This window comes from Enterobacter oligotrophicus (genome assembly GCF_009176645.1).
In the GTDB taxonomy this organism is placed as follows: Bacteria; Pseudomonadota; Gammaproteobacteria; order Enterobacterales; family Enterobacteriaceae; genus Enterobacter; species Enterobacter oligotrophicus.
This window is the reverse complement of the sequence record NZ_AP019007.1, coordinates 912,556-938,476: the sequence shown is the minus strand read 5'-3', so window position 1 is coordinate 938,476 and position 25,921 is coordinate 912,556. Positions and strand designations below refer to the sequence as shown.

Below are 25,921 nucleotides of genomic sequence, written 5' to 3'. Positions count from 1 at the left end.
CAGGAGAACTCTGTGACCACCAGGCCACACTCGTCGTTCAAAATCGTCTTCATCCTTGGCCTGCTGGCCATGTTGATGCCGCTGTCTATCGATATGTATTTGCCTGCACTGCCGGTGATCTCCGCGCAGTTTGGCGTCCCGGCGGGCAGCGCGCAGATGACGCTCAGCACCTATATTCTCGGTTTCGCTATTGGTCAGCTATTGTACGGCCCGATGGCCGACAGCCTCGGCCGTAAACCGGTTATTCTGGGCGGTACGCTGGTCTTTGCTGGAGCGGCAGTAGCCTGTGCGCTGGCGCAGAGTATCGATCAACTGATCGTTATGCGTTTCTTCCACGGTCTGGCGGCGGCAGCGGCGAGCGTGGTGATAAACGCCCTGATGCGTGATGTTTACCCGAAGGAAGAGTTCTCTCGCATGATGTCGTTTGTCATGCTGGTGACGACCATTGCACCGCTGGTGGCACCGATGGTCGGCGGTGCCGTACTGGTGTGGTTCAGCTGGCATGCGATTTTCTGGATACTGGCGATTGCGGCTCTGCTGGCGTCGGCAATGATCTTCTTCTTTATTGATGAGACGCTGCCCGTCGAGCGCCGACAGAAATTCCACATTCGTACCACCATGGGGAACTTCGCCTCGCTGTTTCGCCATAAGCGCGTGTTGAGCTACATGCTGGCGAGCGGCTTCAGCTTTGCCGGGATGTTCTCCTTCCTCAGCGCGGGGCCGTTTGTCTACATTGAACTGAACCACGTTTCGCCCCAGCACTTTGGCTACTACTTTGCGCTGAATATCGTGTTCCTGTTTGTCATGACCATCATTAACAGCCGCTTTGTTCGCAGGGTCGGGGCGATCAACATGTTTCGTGCCGGGCTGTGGGTCCAGTTTGTGATGGCTATCTGGCTGGTCGTGAGCGCGTTTTTCGGTGTGGGCTTCTGGGCCCTGGTGGTGGGTGTTGCGGCGTTTGTCGGCTGTGTGTCGATGGTCTCATCCAATGCGATGGCGGTGATCCTCGATGAGTTCCCGCACATGGCGGGAACCGCTTCATCGCTGGCGGGGACGTTCCGCTTCGGGATTGGTGCGATCGTTGGCGCGCTGCTTTCTATGGCGACCTTTAACACGGCCTGGCCGATGCTATGGGCGATTGCATTCTGCGCAACCAGCTCCATTCTCTTCTATCTTTACGCCAGTCGGCCGCGAAAAGCGGCTAACTAAAGAACACCTGAGGCCCGAATCGGGCCTTTTTGTTGATGCATATCAACCAAACCTCCGTTCGTTTACCCTGTGTTTGTTTCTTTTATGTAAAATCTATTTGTGTAAAAAGTCACATCATTGTATTTAAAAAGGTTGAGTTAGATCGCAGAAACGGGTACATATAGCGCCGACGCGAACCTGTAACGCCTGTAAAAAAGCCCTTCATAGTGCAGGTTAGCGATGATGTGTTACTATAAATGTAAATAAATTGTGAAGTAAATTTGCTTCCGGGGAACGAACGTGAATACATTACAACTCTCCATTGTCCATCGCTTGCCACAGAGCTATCGCTGGTCGGCGGGTTTTGCAGGTTCGAAGGTTGAACCGATTCCGCAAAGCGCTCCAGGTTGCGAAAATTGTCTGGTCGCGCTCAAGCTGCTGAGCCCGAGCGATGAAGATGCGTGGCCAGTAATGGAGCGCCTCAGCCAGGCGCTGACGGATATTGAAGTGGACAGCTCCGTGCTGGAGTGTGAAGGCGAGCCTTGCCTGTTTGTGAACAGCCAGGACGAGTTCGCTGCGACCTGCCGTCTGAAAAACTTTGGCGTAGCAATTGCCGAGCCGTTCTCTGGTCAATATCCTTTCTGAGCGCTAGCCGGACGTTAATAGCTGGCGCGTGTAATTCTGCGTCGGTGCAGCGAATACGCGCTGGCACTCACCCTGCTCGACTACCTCTCCCTGCCGTAACACAATCACCTGATGACACAAAGCGCGTACCACCTGGAGATCGTGGCTGATAAAGATATAGGCCAGCCGGTGTTTCGCCTGTAACCCTTTTAATAGCGCCAGGATTTGCGCCTGGACGGTTCTGTCCAGTGACGAGGTCGGTTCATCCAGTATGATTAACTCTGGTTTCAGGATCAGCGCACGAGCAATGGCAATGCGCTGACGCTGTCCGCCGGAAAATTCGGCAGGGTAGCGGTGCCGCGTATCGGGATCTAAACCCACTTCCACCATCACCCGCATCACTTCCTCTTCGCGCTGCTGGGCCGTGAGCGCCGGGCGGTGTACTCGTAGCCCCTCTTCAACAATCTGCAAAACGCTGAGCCGTGGATTGAGCGAGGAGTTTGGGTCCTGAAATACGACCTGCATGCGCGGGCGCACGGGAAGCATCTGGCGGCGATCCCAGCTGTGCAGAGGCAAATCATCGAAAAGAATGTGCCCTTGTGAGGCGATTAAGCGCAGCAATGCCAGACCGGTCGTGCTTTTGCCTGAACCGGACTCGCCTACCAGCCCGAGTGATTCACCGGGACGCAGGGTAAAGCTGATATTTTTCAGAACCGGGTTCTGATCAACGACGCGGCGAAAAATACCTTTGCGGATGGGAAACGAAACGGCCAGATCTTCAACGCGCAGCAACGGTGTACTGTTTTCAGACAAAGGCACCGGATCGCCAGACGGTTCACTGTCGAGCAAACGCCGCGTATACGGGTGCTGAGGGGCGCTCAGCAAGGGGGCCGCTCTGTTTTGTTCAACGCATTGCCCGTTTTGCATGACGGCCACGCTGTCCGCCAGTTTCCTGACGATGCTCAGGTTATGGGTGATGAACAGCAGGCTCATGTTGAGCTCATCGCGCAACTCGCGCAGCAATTGCAGGATCTGCGCCTGCACGGTGACGTCCAGTGCTGTTGTAGGTTCATCGGCAATCAACAGTTCAGGGCGTGTGAGCAGCGCCATCGCAATCATCACGCGCTGGCGCTCACCGCCGGAAAGCTGGTGTGGGAAATCACTCAGCCGCTTTGCTGCATTGCGTATGCCGGTACGTTCAAGACAATCCAGTATTTCGCCCCGTGCCGCCTCTTTGCGCATACCCCGGTGCAAGGAAAGCACTTCGTAGAGCTGCTTCTCAAGGGTATGCAGCGGGTTGAGCGATACCATCGGCTCCTGGAAAATCATGGCAATCTTATTGCCGCGGACCCCGCGCAGAGTCTGTTCGTCGGCATGAAGCAGTGAACTGCCGTGAAAAAGAATATCCCCTTGCGGATAACGGACCGGCGGGGAAGGGAGCAGGCGAAGCACGGAGAGCGCCGAGACGCTCTTGCCGGAGCCAGATTCACCCACCAGCGCCAGCGTTTCGCCGCGCTGGATCTGCAGCGATAAATCATTGACCACCGTGCGCGTCTCACCCTGCTTCGAAAAGGCAATGGACAGATTTTCAATACTGAGAAGGGGTTGCGTCATGTCATACCGCCTTGTTGGGATCAAAGGCATCGCGCACGGCTTCGCCAATAAAGATCAGCAGCGAGAGCAGCACTGCCACAGAAAGAAATGCGGTAATCCCCAGCCAGGGAGCCTGAAGGTTATTTTTTCCCTGTAACAGCAGTTCACCAAGCGATGGTGAACCGAGCGGTAACCCGAAACCGAGAAAATCGAGTGAGGTCAAGGTGGTGATCGAACTGCATAAAATAAATGGCAGGAAGGTGAGGGTGGCGACCACGGCGTTAGGGAGCATATGGCGGAAGATAATTCCGCGATCGCTCACGCCCAGCGCCTGAGCGGCACGGATGTAGTCAAAATTTCGCGTGCGCAGAAATTCAGCGCGGACAACGCCGACCAACGCCATCCAGCCGAACAGGACGGTAATTCCCAGTAGCCACCAGAAATCAGGTTGCACTACGCTTGAAAGCAAAATGATCAGGAAAAGGGTCGGCATCCCGGACCAGACCTCAATCACGCGCTGTCCCCAGAGATCGATTTTACCGCCGTAATAGCCCTGAACGGCACCCGCCACGACGCCCATCACGCTGGAAAACAGCGTCAGCATCAGCCCGAAGAGGATAGAGATCCGCGTGCCGTAAAGAATGCGCGCCAGCACGTCACCGCCGTTGGCATCTGTGCCCAGCCAGTTTTGCCGTGAGGGTGGCGACGGGAACGGAGTCTCGGTGGAATAGTTAATGCTGTTCGCGCCAAAACGCACCGGTGCCCAGAGCGCCCAGCCGTGCTGTTCAATCTGGTTGCGTAGCCACGGGTCCTGATACTCGGCCGGAGTAGCAAACGGGCCGCCAAAATCACTCTCGCTGTACTGGGTGAGTACGGGGACATACCAGCGGTCATTAAAGTGCACCAGCAGGGGCTTATCGTTGGCAATCAGTTCAGAGCACAGGCTTAATACAAACAGCACGGCAAAAATCCACAGCGACCAGTAACCGCGGCGGTTATGGCGAAAGCGAGCCCAGCGGGCCTGGTTGACGGGGCTTAAACGCGGCATTAGCGGCCCTCAAAATCGATTCGGGGATCAACCAGCGTATAGCTGATATCACTGATGATATTCAGCAGCAGGCCAATCAGGGTGAAAATGTAGAGTGTGCCAAACATCACCGGATAATCGCGCGACACGGTTGCTTCATAGCCCAGCAGCCCCAGGCCGTTCAGCGAAAACATCACTTCTATCAGCAGCGAGCCGGTAAAAAACATACTGATGAACGTGGCCGGAAATCCGGCGATCACCAGCAGCATGGCGTTGCGGAAAACGTGCTTCCACATGATCTGCTTCTCACCGACGCCTTTTGCGCGCGCGGTGACGACATACTGTTTACGGATCTCATCCAGGAACGCGTTCTTGGTCAGCATGGTTAGCGCTGCGAAACCGCCAATCACGGTAGCGAGCACTGGCAGGGTAATATGCCAGAAATAGTCTGTGATTTTTTGATACCACGGCAGGGTGCTGAAATCGGCGGACACTAACCCACGCAGCGGGAAGATGTCGAAATAGCTCCCTCCGGCGAAAAAGACGATCAGCAGTACGGCAAACAAGAATGCCGGGATCGCGTAACCGATGATGATCAACGTGCTGCTCCAGATATCGAAACGGCTGCCATTGTAGACGGCTTTACGGATACCCAGCGGAATGGAAACCAGATAGATGATCAGCGTTCCCCAGAGTCCCAGCGTGATGGAGACGGGCAGGCTCTGTTTAATCAGCGTCAGGACGGATGCGCTGCGAAACAGGCTGTCGCCAAAATCGAAACGCACGTAGTCCCACAGCATGGTGAAATACCGCTCGTGGAGCGGTTTATCGAAGCCATAGCGATGGACGATCTCGGCAATTACCTCCGGGTCCAGCCCGCGGCCGCCACGGTATTGGCTCTCGCTGATATTGCCTGTGCCGGTTCGGGCATGGCTTGCACCCATACCTTCGCCCCCGCCGCCAGGCATACCGCTGGTGTTGCCAAACTCAATGGCGGCGATCGCCTGATCGACCGGGCCGCCAGGGGCGATTTGCACGATAAAAAAGTTAATGGTGATGATGGCCCACAGCGTCGGGATAACCAACAGCAGACGGCGGATCAGGTAAGCACCCATCGTAGTTCCTTAACGCCGCTCAGCGGGGAGTCTGGCGGCTTTATTGACGTCGTACCACCATGTGTCAAAGCCCAGGGTGTAAACAGGGCGCACAGATGGCTGAGAGAATTTGTTCCAGAAGGCAATGCGATCTTCGCCCATATACCACATGGGCAGCATGTAATAATTCCAGGTTAATACTCTGTCGAGCGCCCGACCCAGTGGCACAAGTTTCTCTTTATCACCTTGTGCTGCCACGATTTTGGCGATCAGCGCATCCACTGCCGGGCTTTTAACGCCCGGTGCATTGTAGGAAGAATCAATATAGCGGGAATCCCAGGTGATCTGCAGATCTGTGCCGGGCCACGGTTGCGCCGCATACAGGCGTTGCATCATGTCGTAATCCCGGCTGCGCATGCGGTTGGTGATCTGCGCGTTATCCACCTGGCGGATATTCAGGGTTATCCCCAGTCGTTCAAGATTCTGTTTAAAGGGCAGCACCCACTGGTTGTTTGCGCCTGAGGAGAGCAAAAGCTCAAAACTCAGCGGCTTACCCGTTTGCGCATTGACGCGTTTTTGATTTTTCAGCACCCAGCCTGCTTCATCCAGCAGCGTACTGGCTTTTAACAGATTATCGCGATCGAAGCCCTTGCCGTCGGACTCAGGCGGTTCAAACACGGTGGTAAACACTTCTGGCGGCAGTTCCGCTTTCAGCGGAGCCAGCAGGACCAGTTCGTCGGCGTTTGGGTAGTTGCGCGCGGCATATTCGGTATTCTGGAAATAACTGTTGGTACGGCTGTATGCCCCGTAAAACAGCGCTTTGTTCATCCATTCAAAATCAAAGGCCAGGGTGATGGCCTGACGTACCCGGCGGTCGGCAAATACCGGGCGCTGGATATTAAATGCCAGCCAGCGGGTATCCTGCGCGGACTCATTTTTATGTTCGTCTTTGACGATATAACCTTTTGTGAAATTTTTACCGATATAGCGGGTTGCCCAGTTCTTTGCGCTGCTCTCCACACGAAAATCGAAAGCCCCCGCCTTAAACGCCTCGAACGCCACGTTATCGTCGAGATAATAATCATAGCGAAGGGTGTCGAAATTCCAGCGGCCACGGTTTACCGGGAGGTTGGCCGCCCAGTAATCTTTGACGCGGGAATAGATCACATACTGCCCCATGCGCCAGTCGGTGATACGGTACGGGCCACCTGCCAGTGGCGGGGTGGAGAGAGGGTCGCTGAGTTTATGGTTTTTCCAGAATGATTCCGGCATAACGGGAAGTGAGAACAGGCTCAGCATGTTCTCTTTGTTCGGTTCGCTCAGTTCGATGCGCACCGTCAGCGGCGCAATGGCTTTCACCGTTGCGCCTTTATACACCAGACGGAACTGGGGAACGCCCTCGGTCATAAATTTATGGAACGTGAACGCGATGTCGCTGGCTTTAACCGGTGTGCCATCATGAAAACGCGCCCGTGGATTAATTGAAACTTCCGCCCAGGCAAAATTATCCGCGTAGCGAACGTTGTCTGCCACCAGCGGGTAGTAGCTGCCGGGTTCATCATCAGAGGTGACAAAGAGGGTGTCGTAGAGGGATTCTGTCCTTGCCGCTGCCACGCCGCGCAGCGCGTAGCGGTTGAAGTTATCAAAGGTGCCCATCGCAGAGAGCGTGACATTTCCGCCTTTGGGCGCGGCAGGGTTCACATAATCAAAGTGGGTAAAGTTAATTGCGTACTTTGGCTCACCAATGACGGCAAACGCCGTGCTTTCTTTGATGGTCTGCGCCTGGCTGGACAGGCTTACTAATGCCAACAGCATCAACACGAAGCGCATAAACATCTTCCGGCGGCTCCCTTTTTTATCCTGACGTACTCAATTAGGGTGAATGATAATTGACGCCGCTCGCATTGTGAAATTATTCACCGGGCGTCACGTCAGGTTGCCATTTACTGAATTGCTCCAGCGGCATGGGGCGGCTGATCCAGTAGCCCTGCAGGAAATTAACGCCATGCTCACGCAGCCAGACGGCCTGCTCCGGCGTCTCTACACCTTCCGCAACCGTCGACATATTCAACCGCCTTGCCAGCGTCAGTACCGCGTCAAGCACCGGTGATGTCACCGTTTCGGTGCCAATGGCGTTCACAAAGCCCCGATCGATTTTGAGGTAGTCCATTGTGAAACGTTCTAGATAAATCAGCGCGCTGTGCCCGGTGCCGAAATCATCAATCGCAATCTCAAAACCTTCGTTGTGCAGCCATTCAAACAGCGACTTGGCCTCACGTTGATTAATCATGTCACGTTCCGTTATTTCCAGTACGGTCTGGAAATGATCCTGCGGCAGGGCTGCATTAAAGGCGCGTATATCCTCTTTAAAACTTTCTGCGTGCAGGTGGCCTGGCGCAATATTAATACCGAGTTTTGCGCCAGGAGGGAGTACAGTCTGCAACACCGGGGCATCGCGTATAATCAGATCAAAGAGATGCAATGTCAGGGGAACAATCAGTTGCTGCGCTTCGGCAAAATTGATAAAGGCATCCGGCGGGATCTCTCCCATCGTGGGGTGCTTCCAGCGCATTAAGACTTCAACGCCGCGCATTTTAAGCGCTTTTGCATCCACCACCGGTTGATAAACCACGTAAAACTGACCGAGCTTAATGGCGGTTAAAATCTCTTTTCCTGGATTCAGGCGAATGGTGAGAATGTAGTAATTAAGCGAACCGGCTGCGATGCCGCAAACCAGACCGAAAAACAGGGCAAACAGCAGTTCATCGGTCGTCCATGCTTCGGCATAGAGCTTGATGGTAAGAGGAACTCCTCTAAGCGTGGCGGTGCGGGCCGGTTTTTCGTGCAAATCTTGCGCTTTAATCAGGGCACCGGACATGGTTGTTAACGCCTGATCACCAATGATCACGGCGATGCCCGCGAACTCATCCTGGCGCGCCGTATAAAGAAGGTACGGTGTTAAATTGATATTAACGGAAGTAAACACACCGCCATCTTTTACCAGCGGGTTTCGATACCAGATGGCTATCGCCGGTTTGTTGGGCAGCATTGGCGTGCCTGGCAGGAGCGCCATATCGATCGGTTTAGTGATATGAAGCTCCGGAATAAGCTCCTCCATGGGGGTGTCCATCGGGCCTGTTGCCGATGAGCAGAATGCTTTTTTATCCCGGACCAGTAAAAAGGCCCGCACGTTGATACTAAAGGCCGCGCGAGAAGTCAGCTCTGCGCTCACCTCCTGACAGTTATTCAGCGTGAGAGGCTGGAGCGTATCGATCGAGGCTTTAAGCTCCTCAAAATAGCTTTCCATGTACACGCTCAAGTCCGAAATCAGGGTATCGGACTTCACGTCTCTTTTGTGGTAGCTCCAGAAAAATTGCAACGAACCCAGGAGCAGGGCAATGAACAGGCCAGTAAAGATACTGAGGACGAGGATCTTACGGTTGCTGGAGAAGTAGCGGGTGAACATAGACGTCGTGCTTCCTGAATTGCCGCTGAATGTACTCAGTGTAACGGGCAAAAAAAAACACCGCCGGAGCAGTGCTTTTTTTATCGTATCGCCAGCCAAGGGATAACCAACGATACGACAGTAATATTAACTACGGGTCAGAACACGGCGCGCTTCGTTGTAACGCTTCTTCCAGTATGGCTCGTTCATGCTGGAGATCGTCACACCGCTGCTGGTGGACGCGTGTACGAACTGGTCGTTGCCAATATAGATGCCAACATGTCGACCTGTAGAACCTGCACGGAACAGGACTAAATCACCCGTGCGCAGCTTGGTACGAGAAATCGACTTGCCCATTTCCTGCTGTTCATAGGTTGAACGCGGAAGATCTAACCCAAATTGCTCGCGGAAAGTACGCTGTACGAAGCCGGAACAATCAATACCTTTTTTCGTGCTGCCGCCCAGACGATAACGCACGCCTTTCCAGTCAGCATACTGGTCCATAATACGGGACTTCACGTCCAGATTACGTACCATGTTTTCAAATTCATCCTGAGAGGCTTGCAGTGAAGAGGAATCTTCCATTCCCACAACACGCGTCTCAGGATGCATATTCTTCGCGGTGTTCGTTGTACTACATGCAGAAAGCAGAACCGCCACTGCTATCGCCGGGATACCCCGCAAGATATATCTCAAAATCGGTTGAGATTTGACCATTTTGTTTATTTTCCCTTGAAGTCCTTAACGACAAATATCGTTATAAAAATGCCAACCGTGACGAGACTAAATATCTGTTCACATTGAGACAATTCTTTCTGGTCAGATTTGTGGTGTAACGCACAAATTTATTCACCACGATAATAATTATCTCAGTGAGGCAAAACGAGTCTGAGATTAACCGATTGCGTAGGGCATTGCGAGTAAAAATAACCATTTTTTTATAAGAAATTGTGATACAGAAAGTGAATAACCGGGATTGCTTAAAATGGCAGCAGATCGGGTTAAAAAGCATGCAACATGTTCATTTATATCATGAATAATGTGACGTAATGATGGCAGAAAACGTGAAAAAGGCGGGAGAATGTATCAGGGATCGACAATGATCCCTGATGGATGAGGTTAATTTGAGTTAATTATTTGTTTATTGCTTGTTGCATTTTGCCGGGAAGATAGCGATCAAAAAGCGCAATAAGCCGATCGCTTAATGGCGTCATCAGGCACCACGGCAAACCAATCAACACGGCGGAAAGTGAACCAACCGCAATATCCGACAGCCAGTGAGCGCCGATCATGACGCGCGGGAATGCAAATACCACAACAATCATAAGGGCTATAGCGAACGCTTTTTTGCCGAAATAACGCAGCATGAACGCGGAAAAAATAAGCAGCATCATGCCATGATCGCCGGGGAAACTATCCTTCGAGGCGTCTTTCGTTGAAATATGCAGCAATTCGCTGACGCGGTTAATATTCGGGAAATAGAGTGAAGGGCTGGCGCGTTTTACCGGCATCAGATGTTGTGCCAGCTGGTTAACGATTACCGCGGTCAGCAGCATTACCAGACCAATAATCATAATGCGGCGGCGTCCTGACTTGTCCTCCTTCAGCCAGAAAGAGAGCATCAGGCAGCCCATCGCCAGCAGCGAGCAGCCGTCGAAGGCGCGGTTGTTGGTGATGGCTACCAGCCACAGGAACGCCTGACTCTTTACCAGCGCCTGGTTAAAGAAGTGAAAAAGCCCGGAATCCAGCGGGAACCAAAAACCGTGGTTCACCGGCAAATACCAGGAGAAGAACAGCGCCAGGCCAGCGGCGTTAAGCAGCAGAATCAAAGGAAATCGAGTTGTCATCATTCTTCAGCAAGCAGTTAAATCAGGGGCAACGTTAGCCGCCGGAAGTTAAACGAATCTTCAACAGGCTGGACTGTAATGTGTTCCAGTCGGTGTTAACCGCACTAATTAGCTCTATTCGACTATCAGGCGGCGCAACATTCTGCGTTTCAATAAAGAAATCTTCACCCTGACGATTAATACGAACCAGACCGTCCTGGGTGCGCATAATGCCTTTAACGCGATCGACGGGTGCCAGCCTCGCCCACTCAAGTATACCAATGGTGTCGAAAACCGTATCGGCATCGAAAATCCACCCGCACGCCTGATGTCCCTGGCCGCTGTTCAGGTTTCGCCGCCAGCGCTGATGTTCCGGCAGGCTCAATGCCGCCAGACCTTGCTTTACGCTATGACTATGGTTGTGTTCTGCGCTGGATGGCAGTTCAGCCAGGTTCAGGCGAGGGCGATCCAGCAGGGCGCTGTCAATCTTCCCCTGAGTGGTCTGAATACGCTGACGCCCGTTACCTGAACGTTGCCACCAGGCATCGAACGCGGCCTGGCTTTCTGCCGTAGCGCGATCTTCTTTATTCGCCACGATGATGTCTGCAGAAGCGAGTTGATCGCGGAAGTTCTCATTATTCACCGTTTTCTCATCCAGCAACTGGCGAGGATCGAGAAGGCACAGCGTGGCTCGCAGGTCGATCCACGGCTCATAAACCGGCGCGGTCAATAAATCGAGAATTTGCTTCGGGTGGCCCAGACCGGTGGGTTCAATCAACAGACGATCGGGTTTGCCCTGGCGCAGCAGCGTGTTCAGTCCAACCTGCATGGGCAGGCCATTCACGCAGCACATACATCCGCCGGGGATCTCTTTAATCATCGCGCCGCTGTCGGCCAGCAACGCGCCATCAATACCGACTTCGCCAAATTCATTGACCAGAACGGCCCATTTCTCTGCCGGATCTTTATTTGCCAGCAGATGCAGAATCGAGGTGGTTTTACCGCTACCGAGAAAACCGGTGATCAGGTTGGTTTTGGTCACGTGCGCTCCGATAAATAATCGTGATGCTTTAACAATTATCTATCATCCTGACGAAAAAACGGTGCAATGAGAAGAGGGCGGGCGAACGGAGGGCATTTCCGTTCGCCTTAAACGCAATAATCGTTAAATATTTAACGTCTCGACAACGGCCTGACGCGCACCGTGGCGAGCAACACGCTGGTACGCCTGGCTGACGGCCTCTACGAACTCAGGATACTGCGGCAGGTCGTGACCAAAGATTTCACTCAGCCCAAGCAGAGCATTAACACGTTCCGCATCGCTGCTGGCGTCAACAATGGCGCGGATCTTATCGCTGAGCGGGTCGCGAACATCAATGCTGTGGCCGCGTTCATCTACGCCGCTGACGTAGCGCATCCAGCCTGCGATACCCAGCGCCAGTAATGGCCACGCGGTTTTGTGCTCAAGATGCACCCGGACACCGTCCAGCATGCGCTGAGGCAGTTTCTGGCTACCATCCATCGCGATTTGCCAGGTCCGGTGCTGTAACGCCGGGTTGGCAAAACGGTCAATGAGGCTATCGGCGTAAGCAATAAGGTCGACGCCATTGATATGCAGCGTAGGGGCTTGTTCATCCAGCATTAAACGGCGCGCGGCCTCACGGAAGCTGTCATCCTGCATACATTCATTAATATGCGCGTAGCCAGCGAGATAACCGAGGTACGCGAGGAAAGAGTGGCTGCCGTTGAGCATTCGCAATTTCATTTGCTCCCAGGGTAAAACGTCCTCCACCATTTGCACACCCGCCACTTCCCAGTCCGGGCGTCCGGCGACAAACTTATCTTCCACAACCCACTGAATAAACGGTTCACAGCTGATGGCGCAAGGATCTTCAACACCCAGTTCCTGCGTGATTTCCGCCAGCGAAGCGTCGGTGGCGGCCGGGACAATCCTGTCGACCATGGTGCCAGGGAAGCTGACATGGGCATCGATCCACCCGGCAAGCGCCGGGGAACGCTTCTGAGCCATACCGAGTACGGCATTTTTTACCACGTGACCGTTATCAGGAATGTTGTCGCAGGAGAGCACGGTGAAGGCCGGCAGATTGCGATCGCGACGACGGCTGAGTGCTTCGACCAGAATACCGGGCGCGGAATGGGGTTCAGTCGGGTTTTCCAGGTCATGAAGAATACGGGCATTTTGCATATCCAGCTTGCCGGTGGCCGGGTCGATGCAATAGCCTTTTTCGGTAATGGTAAGCGAAACAATCGCCACCTGCGGTTCGCAAAATTTCTCAATAATGGCAGCCAGCGAGTCCAGTTTTGCATTCAGGCACTCATGAACAGCCCCCACGATGATCGGTTGATTTCCTTCCGCGCCTTTTTCCAGCACGGTGAAGAGGTGATCCTGCGCGCGAAGCTGGCTCATCAGGACATCGCCGCTGAACAGGCTAATCTCACATATCCCCCAGTCACCGCCTTTGGCATTGAGCACTCTGTTTGTTAACAACGCCTGATGCGCGCGGTGAAACGCACCAAACCCAAAGTGGACGATGCGCGAGCGTAATAGCGTGCGATCGTAGCGAGGCTGCTGGACATGGGCAGGAAGCGCGGTGGAGGCAATAGTCTTCATGAAATACACACCTGATTAACCATTAATTAACAATGGCAGTGTAAAGTTATATGACAACAAATTGAATTGGTAAGCCGTAAATATCCCTGTTATGTGAGATTGATCAATCAATGCAGCGGGCTGTGTTGACCCTTTTTCGTAAACATGTATGGTAGTCGTCATCGCAGTATCACATATTGGTATAACAACTTGAGGGGTGGGTAATGGAACAAACCTGGCGTTGGTACGGGCCGAACGATCCGGTTTCTCTTGATGATGTGCGTCAGGCTGGCGCAACGGGTGTCGTTACGGCACTGCATCACATTCCTAACGGCCAGGTATGGCCGGTAGACGAAATTAAAAAGCGCCAGGCACTGCTGGCGGAAAAAGGCTTAACCTGGTCTGTTGTTGAAAGCATTCCGGTTCATGAAGATATTAAAACCCATTCCGGCGAATATAAAACCTGGATCGCCAACTACCAGCAGAGCATTCGTAACCTCGCAGCCTGCGGTATTGATACCGTCTGCTATAACTTTATGCCGATTCTGGACTGGACGCGTACCGACCTTGAGTATCAACTTGCTGACGGCTCCAGAGCGCTGCGATTTGACCAGATCGCATTTGCCGCATTCGAGCTGCATATCCTGAAACGTCCTGGCGCAGAAGCGGACTACACCGCGGAAGAGCAGCAGCAGGCCCTGCAGTGGTTCAATGCAGCCAGCGAAGCGGACATCGAAAAGCTGACCCGCAACATTATCGCGGGCCTGCCGGGAGCAGAAGAAGGTTATACCCTGGATCAGTTCCGTGCGCGTCTGGCGGAGTATGGCGATATCGATAAAAATCAGCTGCGTGAAAACATGGCGTACTTCCTGCGCGCGATTGTGCCTGTTGCAGAAGAGGCGGGCGTGCGACTGGCTATTCATCCTGACGATCCACCGCGTCCAATCCTCGGTCTGCCGCGTATCGTTTCTACCATTGAAGACATGCAGTGGCTGAAAGAGACGGTAGATAGCATTTATAACGGCTTCACCATGTGCACCGGCTCTTACGGCGTGCGGGCAGATAACGACCTGGTCCGGATGATCGAAACCTTTGGCGATCGCATTCACTTCACGCACCTGCGGGCAACCTGCCGTGAAGAGAACCCAAAAACCTTCCACGAAGCGGCGCATCTTGGCGGCGACGTGAACATGGTCGCGGTGGTGGATGCCATTCTGGCCGAAGAGCTGCGTCGTAAGCACGCGGGAGATACCCGCCCGATCCCGTTCCGTCCTGACCACGGACATCAGATGCTGGACGATCTTCGCAAGAAAACCAATCCAGGCTATTCGGCGATTGGCCGTCTGAAAGGGATGGCGGAAGTGCGCGGCGTGGAGCTGGCGCTGAAGATGACGAAGTATCCGGAGCTTCTGTAAGCTCTGTCGCCTGGTGGCGCTACGCTTAACGTGCCTACGAAAAACCGGCCTGAGAGCCGGTTTTTCGTGTTTTGTAGGTCGGGTAAGGCGAAGCCGCCACCCTACAAATGCCGCAATCAGTCAGCGCGACCCATATAGCGTTTTTCTTCGATATGGATGCGGATTTTCTCGCCAGCAGACAGATACTCAGGAACCTGCACAACCAGACCGGTGGTCAGGGTAGCCGGTTTGTTGCGCGCACTTGCAGACGCGCCTTTGATGCCTGGTGCGGTTTCAACGATTTCAAGATCCACCGTCTGTGGCAGTTCCAGCGCCAGCAGCACGCCATCCCACGTCAGAACCTGCATGTCCGGCATACCGCCTTCAGGAATGAACAGCAGTTCTTCTTCGATCTGATCTTTGGTGAAGATATAGGGGGTGTAATCTTCTTTATCCATGAACACGTACTCGTTGCCGTCGATATAAGAGAAATCAACATAGCGACGGGTCAGGGTCACGGTATCAACGATATCGTCACCTTTGAAACGTTCTTCAACCTTCAGGCCGGTACGAACATCGGCGAAACGCATTTTGTACAGCGTTGCTGCACCACGGGCGCTGGGGGCCTGAATATCGATGTCTTTCACAATCAGCAGCTTGCCGTTGTAATTCAGTACCATACCTTTCTTAATTTCATTCGCTCTTGGCATTGCAGTAATCCTGTTTACGGGAGGTAAAAATATCGCGCCAAATTACTCGCGCGCGGCCTTTCAGGCAAGCGGAATTCGTGGCTTTTGCTATCAATACATAAAAGGTGTTACTGTGCGTCCAATGCCTGACTGCGCGGGCGTTCGTCACCAATAGAGAGCATTTATGGATTGTCGTCCAGATTGTGGCGCGTGCTGTACCGCACCGTCCATTTCAAGCCCCATTCCAGGAATGCCGGAGGGCAAGCCTGCCAATACCCGTTGCGTTCAGCTCTCTGAAACCAACCTGTGTATGATCTTTGGCTCGCCCCTGCGCCCGAAGGTGTGTGCCGGGCTTCAGCCTTCAGCGGAAATGTGCGGCAGCACGCGCGCCGAGGCCATGACATATCTTCTTGAGCTTGAGTCGCTCACCGCACCTTAAACGTCTTTAATCCGCGTCAGGCAGGTTATGGTCAGGACGCACATCACCAGTGCAATCCAGAACACTGAATGATAATTCCAGATCTCAGCAACGATACCCGCCATTGAGCCTGCAATAATCCAGCCTACACGGGTCGTATTAGTATAAAGGGTGGTGGCGGAGCCTGCCTGTCCTGGCATCAGATCCTGGAAGTAGAGCATGCCAATCCCGGCCAGAATGCCGATATAGATGGCGTTCAGCAGCTGTAAAGCCAGCAGCAACGCCGGCGTATGTACCGTCAGCATACCGATGTAGAACAGCAGCCCCGCGACGGCGGCAATCCGCATTAAAAAACGCTTCCCGAAACGCTTCGCGTAATAGCCCGCGATCAGCATCGTCGGGATCTCAAGCCCTGCTGCGGTGCCCATCATGATCCCCGCCAGCTTCTCCGGCAGATGCAGCTCATCAATAATAAACAGCGGCATATTAATAATGTAGAGGCTATTGGTTCCCCACATCAGCGTACAGATGATGAATAACAACAACGCATCACGGCGGTTGCGGCGCGGAGCTTCGAGCGTTCCGGTCGCGACTTTTGGCTCTTTGCGCATCGACGGGAGGAAGAACCACACCATCGCGCCGCACACCACAAACGCGACAGCCGCGCTCAGGTACATCACCGTAAAGCCAAAGCCCATCGCCAGTGCGTAAGCCAGCGGCGGACCAATCACCCAAGCCAGCGACACCTGCGCGCGTAATATAGAGCTGAACATCACCGCTTCACGTCCGGTATGGTCGGCATGCTCGCGGGCAAGTGCGAACATCTGCGGGTTAGCGGTAGAGCCGAAGCTGCTCAGGAATACGCCCACAAACAGCAGAACGAAATAGTTACGGTTCCAGGCAAACAGCACACAGGCAAAGACGCCCAGTAAGCAGCAGAAGACGATCAGGCTTTTGCGGTCGCCTTTTTTGTCGGAGCGTCCGGCGAGAAACTGGCTGACCAGAATGCCGATAATGGCGCTTCCGGTAAAGAAGAAGCCGACCATCGCCGGACGGGCATGGACTTCGTTGGTCAGAAATAAACTCAGCGTTGGTGTTTGTAACGCACCGGCAATTCCGGTGAGGAAGGCAACAATCAAAAACGCCGTTGACGTCAAATCAAAGGGCTTTGGTGAGGCGGCAGCGGGGGTGTTATGCATCTTTCACGATCGGCAGTTCATAAAGAGACGCGGAGTGTACGCCGCCTGTCAGAAAATAAACAGATGCTCCGATCAATTTCGCCACGAAAAATCAAAATAGCATTTCAGGTTACGATTTCAGGCTGAACATTGCTGAAAAGGGTCTGCTGAACGTCAGCAATATTAGCTGAACGATGAAGAAATGTGCTGCGTATCTAACTTCTGAAATCAGAATTGTAACTTTTCTTGCAACATACTGGAGAAAGAGCAAGACTTCTTGAAACGTTTCAGCGCTACCTTGTTTTAACTAACGGAGCAGGTTAGCGCATTTTTTCTCAATTAAGCTGAAACGATTCAATTTCAGCAGGAGAGGAGAACCATGTTCCAGTTATCTGTTCAGGATATCCACCCGGCCGCGCAGGCCGGGAATAAAGAAGAGGCTATTCGCCAGGTTGCCGCTGCCCTTGTGCAGGCGGGCAACGTGGCTGAAGGCTATGTTGATGGCATGCTGGCTCGCGAGCAGCAGACGTCGACCTTCCTTGGCAATGGCATTGCCATTCCACACGGCACGACCGACACACGCGACCAGGTGCTGAAAACCGGCGTTCAGGTTTATCAGTTCCCTCAGGGTGTGGTGTGGGGCGAGGGCCAGGTGGCTTATGTGGCTATCGGTATTGCCGCCAGCAGCGACGAACATTTAGGTCTGCTGCGTCAGCTGACGCATGTGCTGAGTGATGACTCCGTGGCTGAACAGCTGAAATCCGCCACGACAGCGGAAGAGTTGCGCGCCTTGCTGATGGGTGAAAAACAGAGCGAAGCGCTGAAACTGGATAATGAAACGCTGACGCTGGATGTCGCCGCTTCCGATCTGGTCACGCTGCAGGCACTGAATGCGGGTCGTCTGAAAGAAGCCGGTGCGGCAGATGCCAGCTTCGTGACACGTGCGATTAATGATAAGCCGTTGAATCTGGGCCAGGGTATCTGGCTGAACGACAGTGCTGAAGGGAACCTGCGTAGCGCTATTGCCGTCAGCCGCGCGGCCACCGCGTTTGACGTTGAAGGTGAACGCGCTGCAGTGCTCGTTACCGTCGCGATGGCCGATGAACAGCCGGTTTCCGTGCTGAAGCGTCTGGGCGATCTGCTTATGAACAATAAAGCTGAAAAACTGCTGAATGCGGATGCTGCCACTCTGCTGGCCCTGCTGACCAGTGACGATGCGCTGACTGACGACGTGCTGAGTGCTGAGTTTGTGGTCCGAAATGAACACGGTCTGCATGCGCGTCCGGGCACCATGCTGGTGAACACCATCAAGCAGTTCGAAAGTGAAATCACCGTCACCAATCTGGACGGTTCTGGCAAGCCGGCCAATGGCCGTAGCCTGATGAAGGTTGTCGCGCTGGGCGTGAAGAAAGGTCACCGTCTGCGTTTTACCGCACAGGGGGCAGATGCTGAACAGGCGCTGAAAGCGATTGGCGATGCCATCGCGGCCGGTCTGGGGGAGGGCGCATAATGAGCAGACGTGTTGCGACAATCACGCTGAACCCGGCTTACGACCTGGTGGGCTTCTGCCCGGAAATTGAGCGCGGTGAAGTTAACCTCGTGCGTACCACTGGCCTGCATGCTGCGGGTAAAGGGATTAACGTAGCGAAAGTGCTTAAAGATCTGGGTATTGATGTCACCGTGGGCGGCTTCCTCGGCAAAGATAACCAGGACGGTTTCCAGCAGCTGTTCAGCGAGCTGGGTATTGCGAACCGTTTCCAGGTGGTCCAGGGCCGTACCCGTATCAACGTAAAGCTGACGGAGAAAGACGGTGAAGTGACCGATCTGAACTTCTCTGGTTTTGAAGTCACGCCGTCCGACTGGGAACGTTTTGTTAACGATTCCCTGACCTGGCTCGGACAGTTCGACATGGTGTGCGTGAGCGGCAGTCTGCCGTCCGGCGTAAGCCCTGAAGCCTTCACCGACTGGATGACGCGCCTGCGCAGCCAGTGTCCGTGCATTATTTTCGACAGCAGCCGTGATGCGCTGGTCGCAGGTCTGAAAGCCGCGCCGTGGCTGGTGAAGCCAAACCGTCGTGAACTGGAGATCTGGGCTGGGCGTAAGCTGCCAGAATTAAAAGATGTCATTGAAGCTGCTCATGCGTTGCGCGAGCAGGGTATCGCTCACGTGGTGATTTCTCTCGGTGCAGAAGGTGCGCTGTGGGTTAACGCCTCTGGCGAATGGATTGCCAAACCGCCGTCGGTCGATGTTGTCAGCACCGTTGGCGCAGGGGATTCCATGGTCGGCGGCCTGATTTACGGCCTGCTGATGCGAGAATCCAGTGAACATACGTTACGTCTTGCCACCGCCGTTGCGGCCCTGGCCGTTAGCCAGAGCAATGTCGGTATTACCGATCGTACCCAGTTAGCCGCGATGATGGCGCGCGTTGACTTAAAACCTTTTAACTAACAGCAGGAGAGGAATAATGAAAACGCTGCTGATCATTGACTCCGGTCTCGGACAGGCTCGCGCCTATATGGCGAAGACGCTGCTGGGCGCGGCGGCACAAAAAGCACACCTGGAGATTATCGATAACCCAGGTGATGCCGAGCTGGCGATTGTTCTGGGCGATAAAATCCCGGTGGACAGCGCACTGAACGGCAAAAAAGTGTGGCTGGGCGATATCAATCGCGCGGTTGCGCATCCGGAGCTGTTCCTGAGTGAAGCGAAAAGCCATGCGTCGGTCTACAGTGCCCCCGTTGCTGAGGCACCTGTTGCGGCGTCTGGCCCGAAACGCATTGTCGCCGTAACGGCTTGCCCGACGGGTGTGGCACATACCTTTATGGCGGCTGAAGCCATTGAAACCGAAGCGAAAAAGCGCGGCTGGTGGGTGAAAGTTGAAACACGTGGCTCCGTAGGTGCAGGCAATGCGATCACGCCTGAAGAGGTGGCTGAAGCCGATCTGGTGATTGTCGCGGCGGATATCGAAGTGGATCTGGCGAAGTTTGCCGGAAAACCGATGTACCGCACCTCTACCGGCCTGGCGCTGAAAAAGACGGCGCAGGAGTTTGATAAAGCGCTGGCTGAAGCCAGGCCTTATCAGGCAAGCGGCGCGGCGAAAACCGCTACCGAAGGGAAAAAAGAGTCTGCGGGCGCGTATCGCCACCTGCTGACCGGTGTCTCTTACATGCTGCCGATGGTAGTGGCAGGCGGTCTGTGCATCGCGCTTTCTTTTGCATTTGGTATTGAAGCGTTTAAAGAGCAGGGCACGCTGGCTGCTGCGTTGATGCAGATTGGTGGTGGCTCCGCGTTTGCGCTGATGGTCCCGGTGCTGGCTGGTTTTATTGCCTTCTCCATTGCTGACCGTCCTGGCCTGACGCCGGGTCTGATCGGCGGTATGCTGGCCGTGAGCACCGGTTCCGGTTTTATCGGCGGTATCATTGCGGGCTTCCTGGCGGGTTATGTCGCGAAACTGATCAGCTCGAAGCTGAAGCTGCCGCAAAGTATGGAAGCGCTGAAACCGATCCTGATCATTCCGCTGATCTCCAGTCTGGTGGTCGGTCTGGCGATGATTTACCTCATTGGCAAACCGGTTGCGGGTATTCTGGAAGGTCTGACCCACTGGCTGCAAACCATGGGGACGGCGAACGCGGTTCTGCTGGGCGCTATCCTCGGTGGCATGATGTGTACCGATATGGGTGGTCCGGTAAACAAAGCGGCATACGCGTTTGGCGTGGGCCTGCTGAGTACCCAGACCTACGCGCCGATGGCAGCGATTATGGCGGCGGGTATGGTGCCTCCATTGGCTCTCGGTCTGGCAACGATCGTTGCCCGTCGTAAGTTCGATAAAGCACAGCAGGAAGGTGGCAAAGCGGCGCTGGTGCTGGGCTTGTGCTTCATCACCGAAGGGGCGATCCCGTTCGCGGCGCGTGACCCAATGCGTGTTCTGCCTTGCTGTATCATCGGCGGTGCGGTTACGGGTGCGATTTCCATGGCGGTCGGCGCGAAACTGATGGCTCCGCACGGCGGTCTGTTCGTACTGCTGATCCCTGGCGCAATCACGCCGGTGCTGGGTTACCTGCTGGCAATTATCGCGGGTACGCTGGTGGCGGGTCTGTCATATGCGGTGCTGAAGCGCCCGGAAGCGGACGTGGTAGCGAAAGCAGCCTAAACGATGTGTCGGGTGGCGGTTACGCCTTACCCGACCTGCAAAAAAGCCGGGTCGCATTAAGCACCCGGCTTTTTTTATGCCGCATGTTCTGCGGTTTGCTGTGCCTTCAGCCAGGCAATCTCTTCCGCCCAGATATCCGGATTAATAGTCTCAAGCACCATCGGAATACCGTCGAAGCGGGCATCCTGCATAATAAACCGGAACGCATCGTGGCCGATATTGCCTTCACCGAGGCTGTGGTGGCGGTCGACGCGGCTGCCGAACGCGCTTTTCGCATCGTTCAGGTGCATCCCGCGCAGGTACTGAAAGCCCACGATGCGCTCGAACTCATCGAAGGTATCTTTTGTTGCCTCGGTAGTGCGCAGGTCATACCCGGCCGCAAACGCGTGGCAGGTATCAATGCACACGCCCACGCGGGACTTGTCTTCCACGCCGTCAATAATCGCCGCCAGATGTTCAAACTTAAAGCCGAGGTTGCTGCCCTGACCGGCGGTATTTTCGATCACTGCGGTGACGCCTTTGGTTTTATCCAGCGTGATGTTAATGGACTCAGCAATGCGCGCCAGACAGGCATCTTCGTCAATCTGCATCAGATGACTACCGGGATGGAAGTTCAGCAGCGTCAGCCCAAGCTGTTCGCAGCGCTGCACTTCATCGAGAAACGCCTCACGGGATTTTTCCAGCGCCTCTTCGACCGGGTGGCCGAGGTTAATCAGATAGCTGTCATGAGGGAGAATTTGGCCCGGCCCGAAGTGGTATTTCTCGCAGGCGGCTTTGAAATCATCAATCACTTCAGTGGTAAGCGCGGCAGCACGCCACTGGCGCTGGTTTTTGGTGAACAGGGCGAAAGCGGTCGCCTCGATTTCGGCGGCACGAATGGCGGCATTCGCCAGGCCACCTGCAGCGCTGACGTGCGCTCCAACGTATTTCATAAAGGGACTCCTGTTAACCCGAAATGCCTATGATAGCGGGTTAACAGAAGAAGGATGTAGTGGTTTATGCCATCAGGCTGTGAACCGCGAGGTTAATCGCGCCACCGCCAACAATCAGCCAGATAAAGAGCACCAGTGCCATCAGCAGCGGTTTCGCACCGGCTTTTTTCAGCGCACTGACGTGAGTGGTCACCCCCAGCGCCGCCATTGCCATCGCCAGCAGTACCGTATCCAGCGTGACCAGCATATCCACCAGCGCTTTTGGCAACAGATGGAAAGAGTTAAATATCGCTACCACGATAAACAGGATCGCAAACCACGGAATGGTGATTTTGCTTTTCTGGTTACCGCCTGCCGGAGCCAGCTGTTTGACTCTTGCCGCCAGGATAATCAGGAACGGGGCCAGCATCATCAAGCGCAGCATTTTGGCTATCACCGCCGCGTTTTCCGCTTCCGGATTAATGGCGTGACCAGCCGCCACCACCTGCGCCACTTCATGCATGGTTGAGCCAATATAGATGCCATAGGTTTCCGGGCTAAACCAGTGAGCAACCAGTGGATACATGGCCGGGTAAAGGAAAATCGCCAGCGTACCGAAGATAACGACGGTCGCTACCGCTACGGTCACTTTGCTGGATTCCGCTTTCACCACCGGTTCCGTTGCCAGCACTGCCGCCGCACCGCAGATGCTGCTGCCCGCGCCAATCAGCCAGCTGGTTTGTTTATCCAGTCCGAATACTTTCTGTCCGATAACGCACGCCAGTAAAAACGTGCTGGTCAGCGTCAGGACGTCAATGGCGATCCCGCTTACGCCGACATCCGCAATCTGCGAAAAGGTGAGACGGAAGCCGTAAAGAATGATCCCCAGGCGCAGCAAGTGCTGCTTAGCAAAAATCACGCCGCCGTCGCAGGATTTCCAGATATGCGGATAAACGGTGTTTCCAACCACCATGCCGAGCAAAATAGCCAGCGTTAAGGCACTGAATCCTGCCCCCGCGACAGCCGGAATGCTGCCGCTCCATAACGCCACGCCAGTCACCACGGCGCTGAGCGCCAGGCCCGGCACGACGTGCCACAATGTACGATGATGCTGTAAGGTGAGTTCTGACATAACCTTCTCCTTTGTCTGGCTAAAAGGTTACGGCGCGCTGGCTTAAAAATAAAATTGATTATATATTTATAATCAATCTTTATAAGTGGTAAGCAATCATGCACATTACATTGCGTCAGCTGGAAGTTTTTGCCGAGGTGCTGAAAAGCGGGTCGACGACACAGGCGTCGCAGATGCTGGCTCTCTCGCAGTCTGCGGTCAGCGCCGCGTTAACCGATCTTGAAGGGCAGCTTGGCGTGCAGCTTTTCGACAGGGTAGGGAAGCGGCTGGTGGTCAATGAACATGGCCGCCTGCTTTACCCGCGCGCGCTGGCGCTGCTGGAGCAGGCGATGGAAATAGAACAATTGTTCCGCGAAGACAACGGTGCGATCCGTGTTTATGCCAGTAGTACGATTGGGAACTACATCCTGCCGGAAGTGATTGCCCGCTATCGCCGGGATTTCCCGACCCTGCCGCTGGAGATGAGCGTCGGTAATAGCCAGGATGTGATTAACGCGGTGATCGATTTCCGCGTGGATATTGGCCTGATCGAAGGGCCATGCCATAACGTGGATATCATTGCAGAGCCCTGGCTGGAAGATGAACTGGTGGTGTTCGCCTCACCGGCCTCTTCATTATTACAGGGCGAAGTCACGCTGGAGCGCCTTGCTCAGGCGCAGTGGATTTTGCGTGAGCAAGGCTCCGGTACGCGTGAAATTGTCGATTACCTGCTGCTGTCGCACCTGCCGCAGTTCCAGCTTGGGATGGAACTGGGGAACTCCGAAGCCATCAAGCACGCGGTACGCCACGGTCTGGGGATCAGTTGCCTCTCTCGCCGGGTGATTGTCGAGCAGCTTGAGGCCGGCACACTGGTTGAAATCCCGATTCCGTTGCCGAAACTGGTGCGCACGTTGTGGTGCATTCATCACCGCCAGAAACATCTTTCCAGTTCTTTGCAGCGCTTTTTGCGCTATTGCGAAATCTGAAAAACTCCCCGGTGGCGCTTCGCTTTCCGGGGCTACTCGTACTTTTCACCCCGTCTTTTTCTGCTTTACTTATAATCCTGGCCGAGTCATGAAGCTCTCTTATAACTGCGTATTTCTGCCAGATGGAACGCGTATCGTCTGCTACAATCGCGCCTCATTTATTAGATGGACAGCATTTTCACATGGTTTCAGAAACTAAAACCACAGAAGCGCCCGCGCTACGTCGCGAACTCAAGGCGCGTCACCTGACGATGATCGCCATCGGCGGTTCAATCGGTACAGGTCTTTTCGTTGCCTCTGGCGCAACCATTTCGGCAGCAGGCCCTGGTGGGGCACTTTTCTCTTATATCCTGATTGGCCTGATGGTCTATTTCCTGATGACCAGTCTGGGCGAACTGGCGGCATATATGCCGGTGTCGGGTTCGTTTTCAACCTACGGTCAAAAATACGTTGAAGAAGGCTTCGGTTTCGCACTGGGCTGGAACTACTGGTACAACTGGGCGGTAACCATCGCCGTTGACCTGGTCGCCGCACAGCTGGTGATGACCTGGTGGTTCCCGGATACGCCAGGCTGGATCTGGAGTGCGCTGTTCCTGGCCGTGATCTTCCTGCTGAACTACATCTCCGTTCGCGGTTTTGGTGAAGCGGAATACTGGTTCTCTTTGATTAAAGTGGCAACCGTCATCATCTTTATCGTCGTCGGTGTGGCGATGATCGTTGGTATTTTCAAAGGCACTGAACCGGCGGGCTGGAGCAACTGGACCATAGGTGATGCGCCGTTTGCCGGTGGCTTCTCGGCGATGATTGGCGTGGCAATGATTGTTGGCTTCTCCTTCCAGGGAACCGAACTGATTGGTATCGCGGCCGGTGAATCCGAAAACCCGGAGAAGAATATTCCGCGCGCGGTGCGTCAGGTGTTCTGGCGTATCCTGCTGTTCTATGTGTTCGCTATTCTGATCATCAGCCTGATCATCCCGTATACCGATCCAAGCCTGCTGCGTAATGACGTGAAAGACATCAGCGTTAGCCCGTTCACCCTGGTCTTCCAGCATGCTGGTCTGCTTTCTGCGGCGGCGGTGATGAATGCGGTTATCCTGACGGCGGTGCTCTCTGCGGGTAACTCCGGCATGTACGCCTCCACCCGTATGCTCTACACCCTGGCCTGCGACGGCAAAGCGCCGCGCATTTTCTCGAAACTGTCTCGCGGCGGCGTGCCGCGCAACGCGCTGTATGCCACTACGGTGATTGCGGGTCTGTGCTTCCTGACCTCAATGTTCGGTAACCAGACGGTGTACCTGTGGCTGCTTAACACCTCCGGGATGACGGGCTTTATCGCCTGGCTGGGCATTGCTATTAGCCACTATCGTTTCCGCCGCGGCTATGTGATGCAGGGGCATGATCTGAATGACCTGCCGTACCGTTCAGGTTTCTTCCCGCTGGGGCCGATTTTTGCCTTCGTGCTGTGCCTGATTATTACGCTTGGTCAGAATTACGAGGCGTTCTTGTCAGACACCATCGACTGGGGTGGCGTGATGGCGACCTACATTGGTATTCCGCTGTTTCTGGCTATCTGGTTTGGTTACAAACTGGTGAAAGGCACGCACTTCGTTCGCTACAGTGAAATGGATTTCCCGGAACGATTTAAACAATAACCGCACTTCCTCTCTTTAAGCCCG

Annotated in this window: 22 protein-coding genes; 9 read left to right on the top strand and 13 right to left on the bottom strand. The window is 54.4% G+C overall.

Annotation, left to right across the window (positions count from 1 at the left end):
* The first annotated feature begins 12 nt into the window (after nucleotides 1-12).
* Both EoCCA6_RS04455 and EoCCA6_RS04450 read left to right on the top strand, forming a co-directional pair.
* Nucleotides 13-1,209 (top strand): Bcr/CflA family multidrug efflux MFS transporter, encoded by a 1,197-nt coding sequence (locus tag EoCCA6_RS04455; protein ID WP_152081654.1) that lies wholly within the window; start codon nucleotides 13-15, stop codon nucleotides 1,207-1,209.
* A gap of 279 nt (nucleotides 1,210-1,488) precedes the next feature.
* Nucleotides 1,489-1,833, top strand: coding sequence for a YejG family protein (locus EoCCA6_RS04450; RefSeq protein ID WP_152081653.1), 345 nt, complete (start codon nucleotides 1,489-1,491; stop codon nucleotides 1,831-1,833).
* 3 nt (nucleotides 1,834-1,836) lie between these two features.
* Here the strand turns inward: EoCCA6_RS04450 and yejF are convergent, their stop codons facing one another.
* The 9 genes from yejF to EoCCA6_RS04405 form a co-directional block, all read right to left on the bottom strand.
* Nucleotides 1,837-3,426, bottom strand: coding sequence for a microcin C ABC transporter ATP-binding protein YejF (gene yejF / locus EoCCA6_RS04445; protein WP_152081652.1), 1,590 nt, complete (start codon nucleotides 3,424-3,426; stop codon nucleotides 1,837-1,839).
* 1 nt (nucleotide 3,427) lies between these two features.
* Nucleotides 3,428-4,453 carry an ABC transporter permease gene (locus tag EoCCA6_RS04440; RefSeq protein ID WP_152081651.1) on the bottom strand — a complete coding sequence of 342 codons (1,026 nt, stop codon included), beginning with the start codon at nucleotides 4,451-4,453 and terminating at the stop codon, nucleotides 3,428-3,430.
* Nucleotides 4,453-5,547 carry a microcin C ABC transporter permease YejB gene (locus EoCCA6_RS04435; RefSeq protein WP_152081650.1) on the bottom strand — a complete coding sequence of 365 codons (1,095 nt, stop codon included), beginning with the start codon at nucleotides 5,545-5,547 and terminating at the stop codon, nucleotides 4,453-4,455. The genes EoCCA6_RS04440 and EoCCA6_RS04435 overlap by 1 nt, the downstream gene beginning before the upstream one ends.
* A gap of 9 nt (nucleotides 5,548-5,556) precedes the next feature.
* Nucleotides 5,557-7,362, bottom strand: coding sequence for an extracellular solute-binding protein (locus EoCCA6_RS04430; RefSeq protein WP_152081649.1), 1,806 nt, complete (start codon nucleotides 7,360-7,362; stop codon nucleotides 5,557-5,559).
* A gap of 76 nt (nucleotides 7,363-7,438) precedes the next feature.
* Nucleotides 7,439-8,992: a cyclic di-GMP phosphodiesterase gene (locus tag EoCCA6_RS04425; RefSeq protein WP_152081648.1), complete on the bottom strand. Its 1,554-nt coding sequence runs from the start codon at nucleotides 8,990-8,992 to the stop codon at nucleotides 7,439-7,441.
* Between the two features lie 126 nt (nucleotides 8,993-9,118).
* Complete coding sequence (gene mepS, locus EoCCA6_RS04420; RefSeq protein ID WP_152081647.1) at nucleotides 9,119-9,688, bottom strand: bifunctional murein DD-endopeptidase/murein LD-carboxypeptidase; 570 nt, start codon at nucleotides 9,686-9,688, stop codon at nucleotides 9,119-9,121.
* A gap of 416 nt (nucleotides 9,689-10,104) precedes the next feature.
* Nucleotides 10,105-10,818, bottom strand: coding sequence for a phosphatase PAP2 family protein (locus tag EoCCA6_RS04415; protein WP_152081646.1), 714 nt, complete (start codon nucleotides 10,816-10,818; stop codon nucleotides 10,105-10,107).
* Between the two features lie 34 nt (nucleotides 10,819-10,852).
* Complete coding sequence (locus tag EoCCA6_RS04410; protein ID WP_152081645.1) at nucleotides 10,853-11,839, bottom strand: CobW family GTP-binding protein; 987 nt, start codon at nucleotides 11,837-11,839, stop codon at nucleotides 10,853-10,855.
* 123 nt (nucleotides 11,840-11,962) lie between these two features.
* Complete coding sequence (locus EoCCA6_RS04405) at nucleotides 11,963-13,429, bottom strand: mannitol dehydrogenase family protein (RefSeq protein WP_152081644.1); 1,467 nt, start codon at nucleotides 13,427-13,429, stop codon at nucleotides 11,963-11,965.
* A 203-nt stretch (nucleotides 13,430-13,632) separates the two neighbouring features.
* Here EoCCA6_RS04405 and uxuA point away from each other — a divergent pair, with 203 nt between their 5' ends.
* A complete protein-coding gene (gene uxuA / locus EoCCA6_RS04400; RefSeq protein ID WP_152081643.1) occupies nucleotides 13,633-14,823 on the top strand; it encodes a mannonate dehydratase in 1,191 nt (396 codons plus the stop codon).
* 116 nt (nucleotides 14,824-14,939) lie between these two features.
* Here the strand turns inward: uxuA and yeiP are convergent, their stop codons facing one another.
* A complete protein-coding gene (gene yeiP, locus EoCCA6_RS04395) occupies nucleotides 14,940-15,512 on the bottom strand; it encodes an elongation factor P-like protein YeiP (protein ID WP_008500940.1) in 573 nt (190 codons plus the stop codon).
* A gap of 163 nt (nucleotides 15,513-15,675) precedes the next feature.
* Between yeiP and EoCCA6_RS04390 the strand changes: the two genes are divergently transcribed.
* Nucleotides 15,676-15,930 carry a YkgJ family cysteine cluster protein gene (locus EoCCA6_RS04390; RefSeq protein ID WP_152081642.1) on the top strand — a complete coding sequence of 85 codons (255 nt, stop codon included), beginning with the start codon at nucleotides 15,676-15,678 and terminating at the stop codon, nucleotides 15,928-15,930.
* Here EoCCA6_RS04390 and setB read toward each other — a convergent pair.
* On the bottom strand, nucleotides 15,927-17,108 hold the full coding sequence (setB, locus tag EoCCA6_RS04385) for a sugar efflux transporter SetB (protein WP_152081641.1): 1,182 nt from the start codon (nucleotides 17,106-17,108) through the stop codon (nucleotides 15,927-15,929). The two genes, EoCCA6_RS04390 and setB, sit on opposite strands and share 4 nt — an antisense overlap.
* Nucleotides 17,109-17,466: 358 nt before the next feature.
* Between setB and fruB the strand changes: the two genes are divergently transcribed.
* Genes fruB through fruA form a run of 3 tightly spaced genes read left to right on the top strand, consistent with a single transcriptional unit; the run spans nucleotide 17,467 to nucleotide 21,237 of the window.
* The gene (gene fruB / locus EoCCA6_RS04380) at nucleotides 17,467-18,597 is read left to right on the top strand and encodes a fused PTS fructose transporter subunit IIA/HPr protein (protein ID WP_152081640.1); all 1,131 of its coding nucleotides are present in this window, start codon (nucleotides 17,467-17,469) and stop codon (nucleotides 18,595-18,597) included.
* Nucleotides 18,597-19,535 carry a 1-phosphofructokinase gene (gene fruK, locus EoCCA6_RS04375; protein WP_152081639.1) on the top strand — a complete coding sequence of 313 codons (939 nt, stop codon included), beginning with the start codon at nucleotides 18,597-18,599 and terminating at the stop codon, nucleotides 19,533-19,535. The genes fruB and fruK overlap by 1 nt, the downstream gene beginning before the upstream one ends.
* A gap of 16 nt (nucleotides 19,536-19,551) precedes the next feature.
* The gene (gene fruA / locus EoCCA6_RS04370; protein WP_152081638.1) at nucleotides 19,552-21,237 is read left to right on the top strand and encodes a PTS fructose transporter subunit IIBC; all 1,686 of its coding nucleotides are present in this window, start codon (nucleotides 19,552-19,554) and stop codon (nucleotides 21,235-21,237) included.
* A 74-nt stretch (nucleotides 21,238-21,311) separates the two neighbouring features.
* Here fruA and nfo read toward each other — a convergent pair whose 3' ends face one another.
* Nucleotides 21,312-22,169 carry a deoxyribonuclease IV gene (gene nfo, locus EoCCA6_RS04365; RefSeq protein ID WP_152081637.1) on the bottom strand — a complete coding sequence of 286 codons (858 nt, stop codon included), beginning with the start codon at nucleotides 22,167-22,169 and terminating at the stop codon, nucleotides 21,312-21,314.
* Nucleotides 22,170-22,233: 64 nt separating this feature from the next.
* Nucleotides 22,234-23,280 carry a YeiH family protein gene (locus EoCCA6_RS04360; RefSeq protein ID WP_152081636.1) on the bottom strand — a complete coding sequence of 349 codons (1,047 nt, stop codon included), beginning with the start codon at nucleotides 23,278-23,280 and terminating at the stop codon, nucleotides 22,234-22,236.
* Between the two features lie 98 nt (nucleotides 23,281-23,378).
* Here EoCCA6_RS04360 and yieE point away from each other — a divergent pair, with 98 nt between their 5' ends.
* Together yieE and EoCCA6_RS04350 are read left to right on the top strand one after the other, a co-directional pair.
* Nucleotides 23,379-24,245: a DNA-binding transcriptional regulator YeiE gene (yieE, locus tag EoCCA6_RS04355; protein WP_152081635.1), complete on the top strand. Its 867-nt coding sequence runs from the start codon at nucleotides 23,379-23,381 to the stop codon at nucleotides 24,243-24,245.
* A 182-nt stretch (nucleotides 24,246-24,427) separates the two neighbouring features.
* Complete coding sequence (locus EoCCA6_RS04350; protein ID WP_152081634.1) at nucleotides 24,428-25,897, top strand: amino acid permease; 1,470 nt, start codon at nucleotides 24,428-24,430, stop codon at nucleotides 25,895-25,897.
* Nucleotides 25,898-25,921 lie beyond the last annotated feature (24 nt).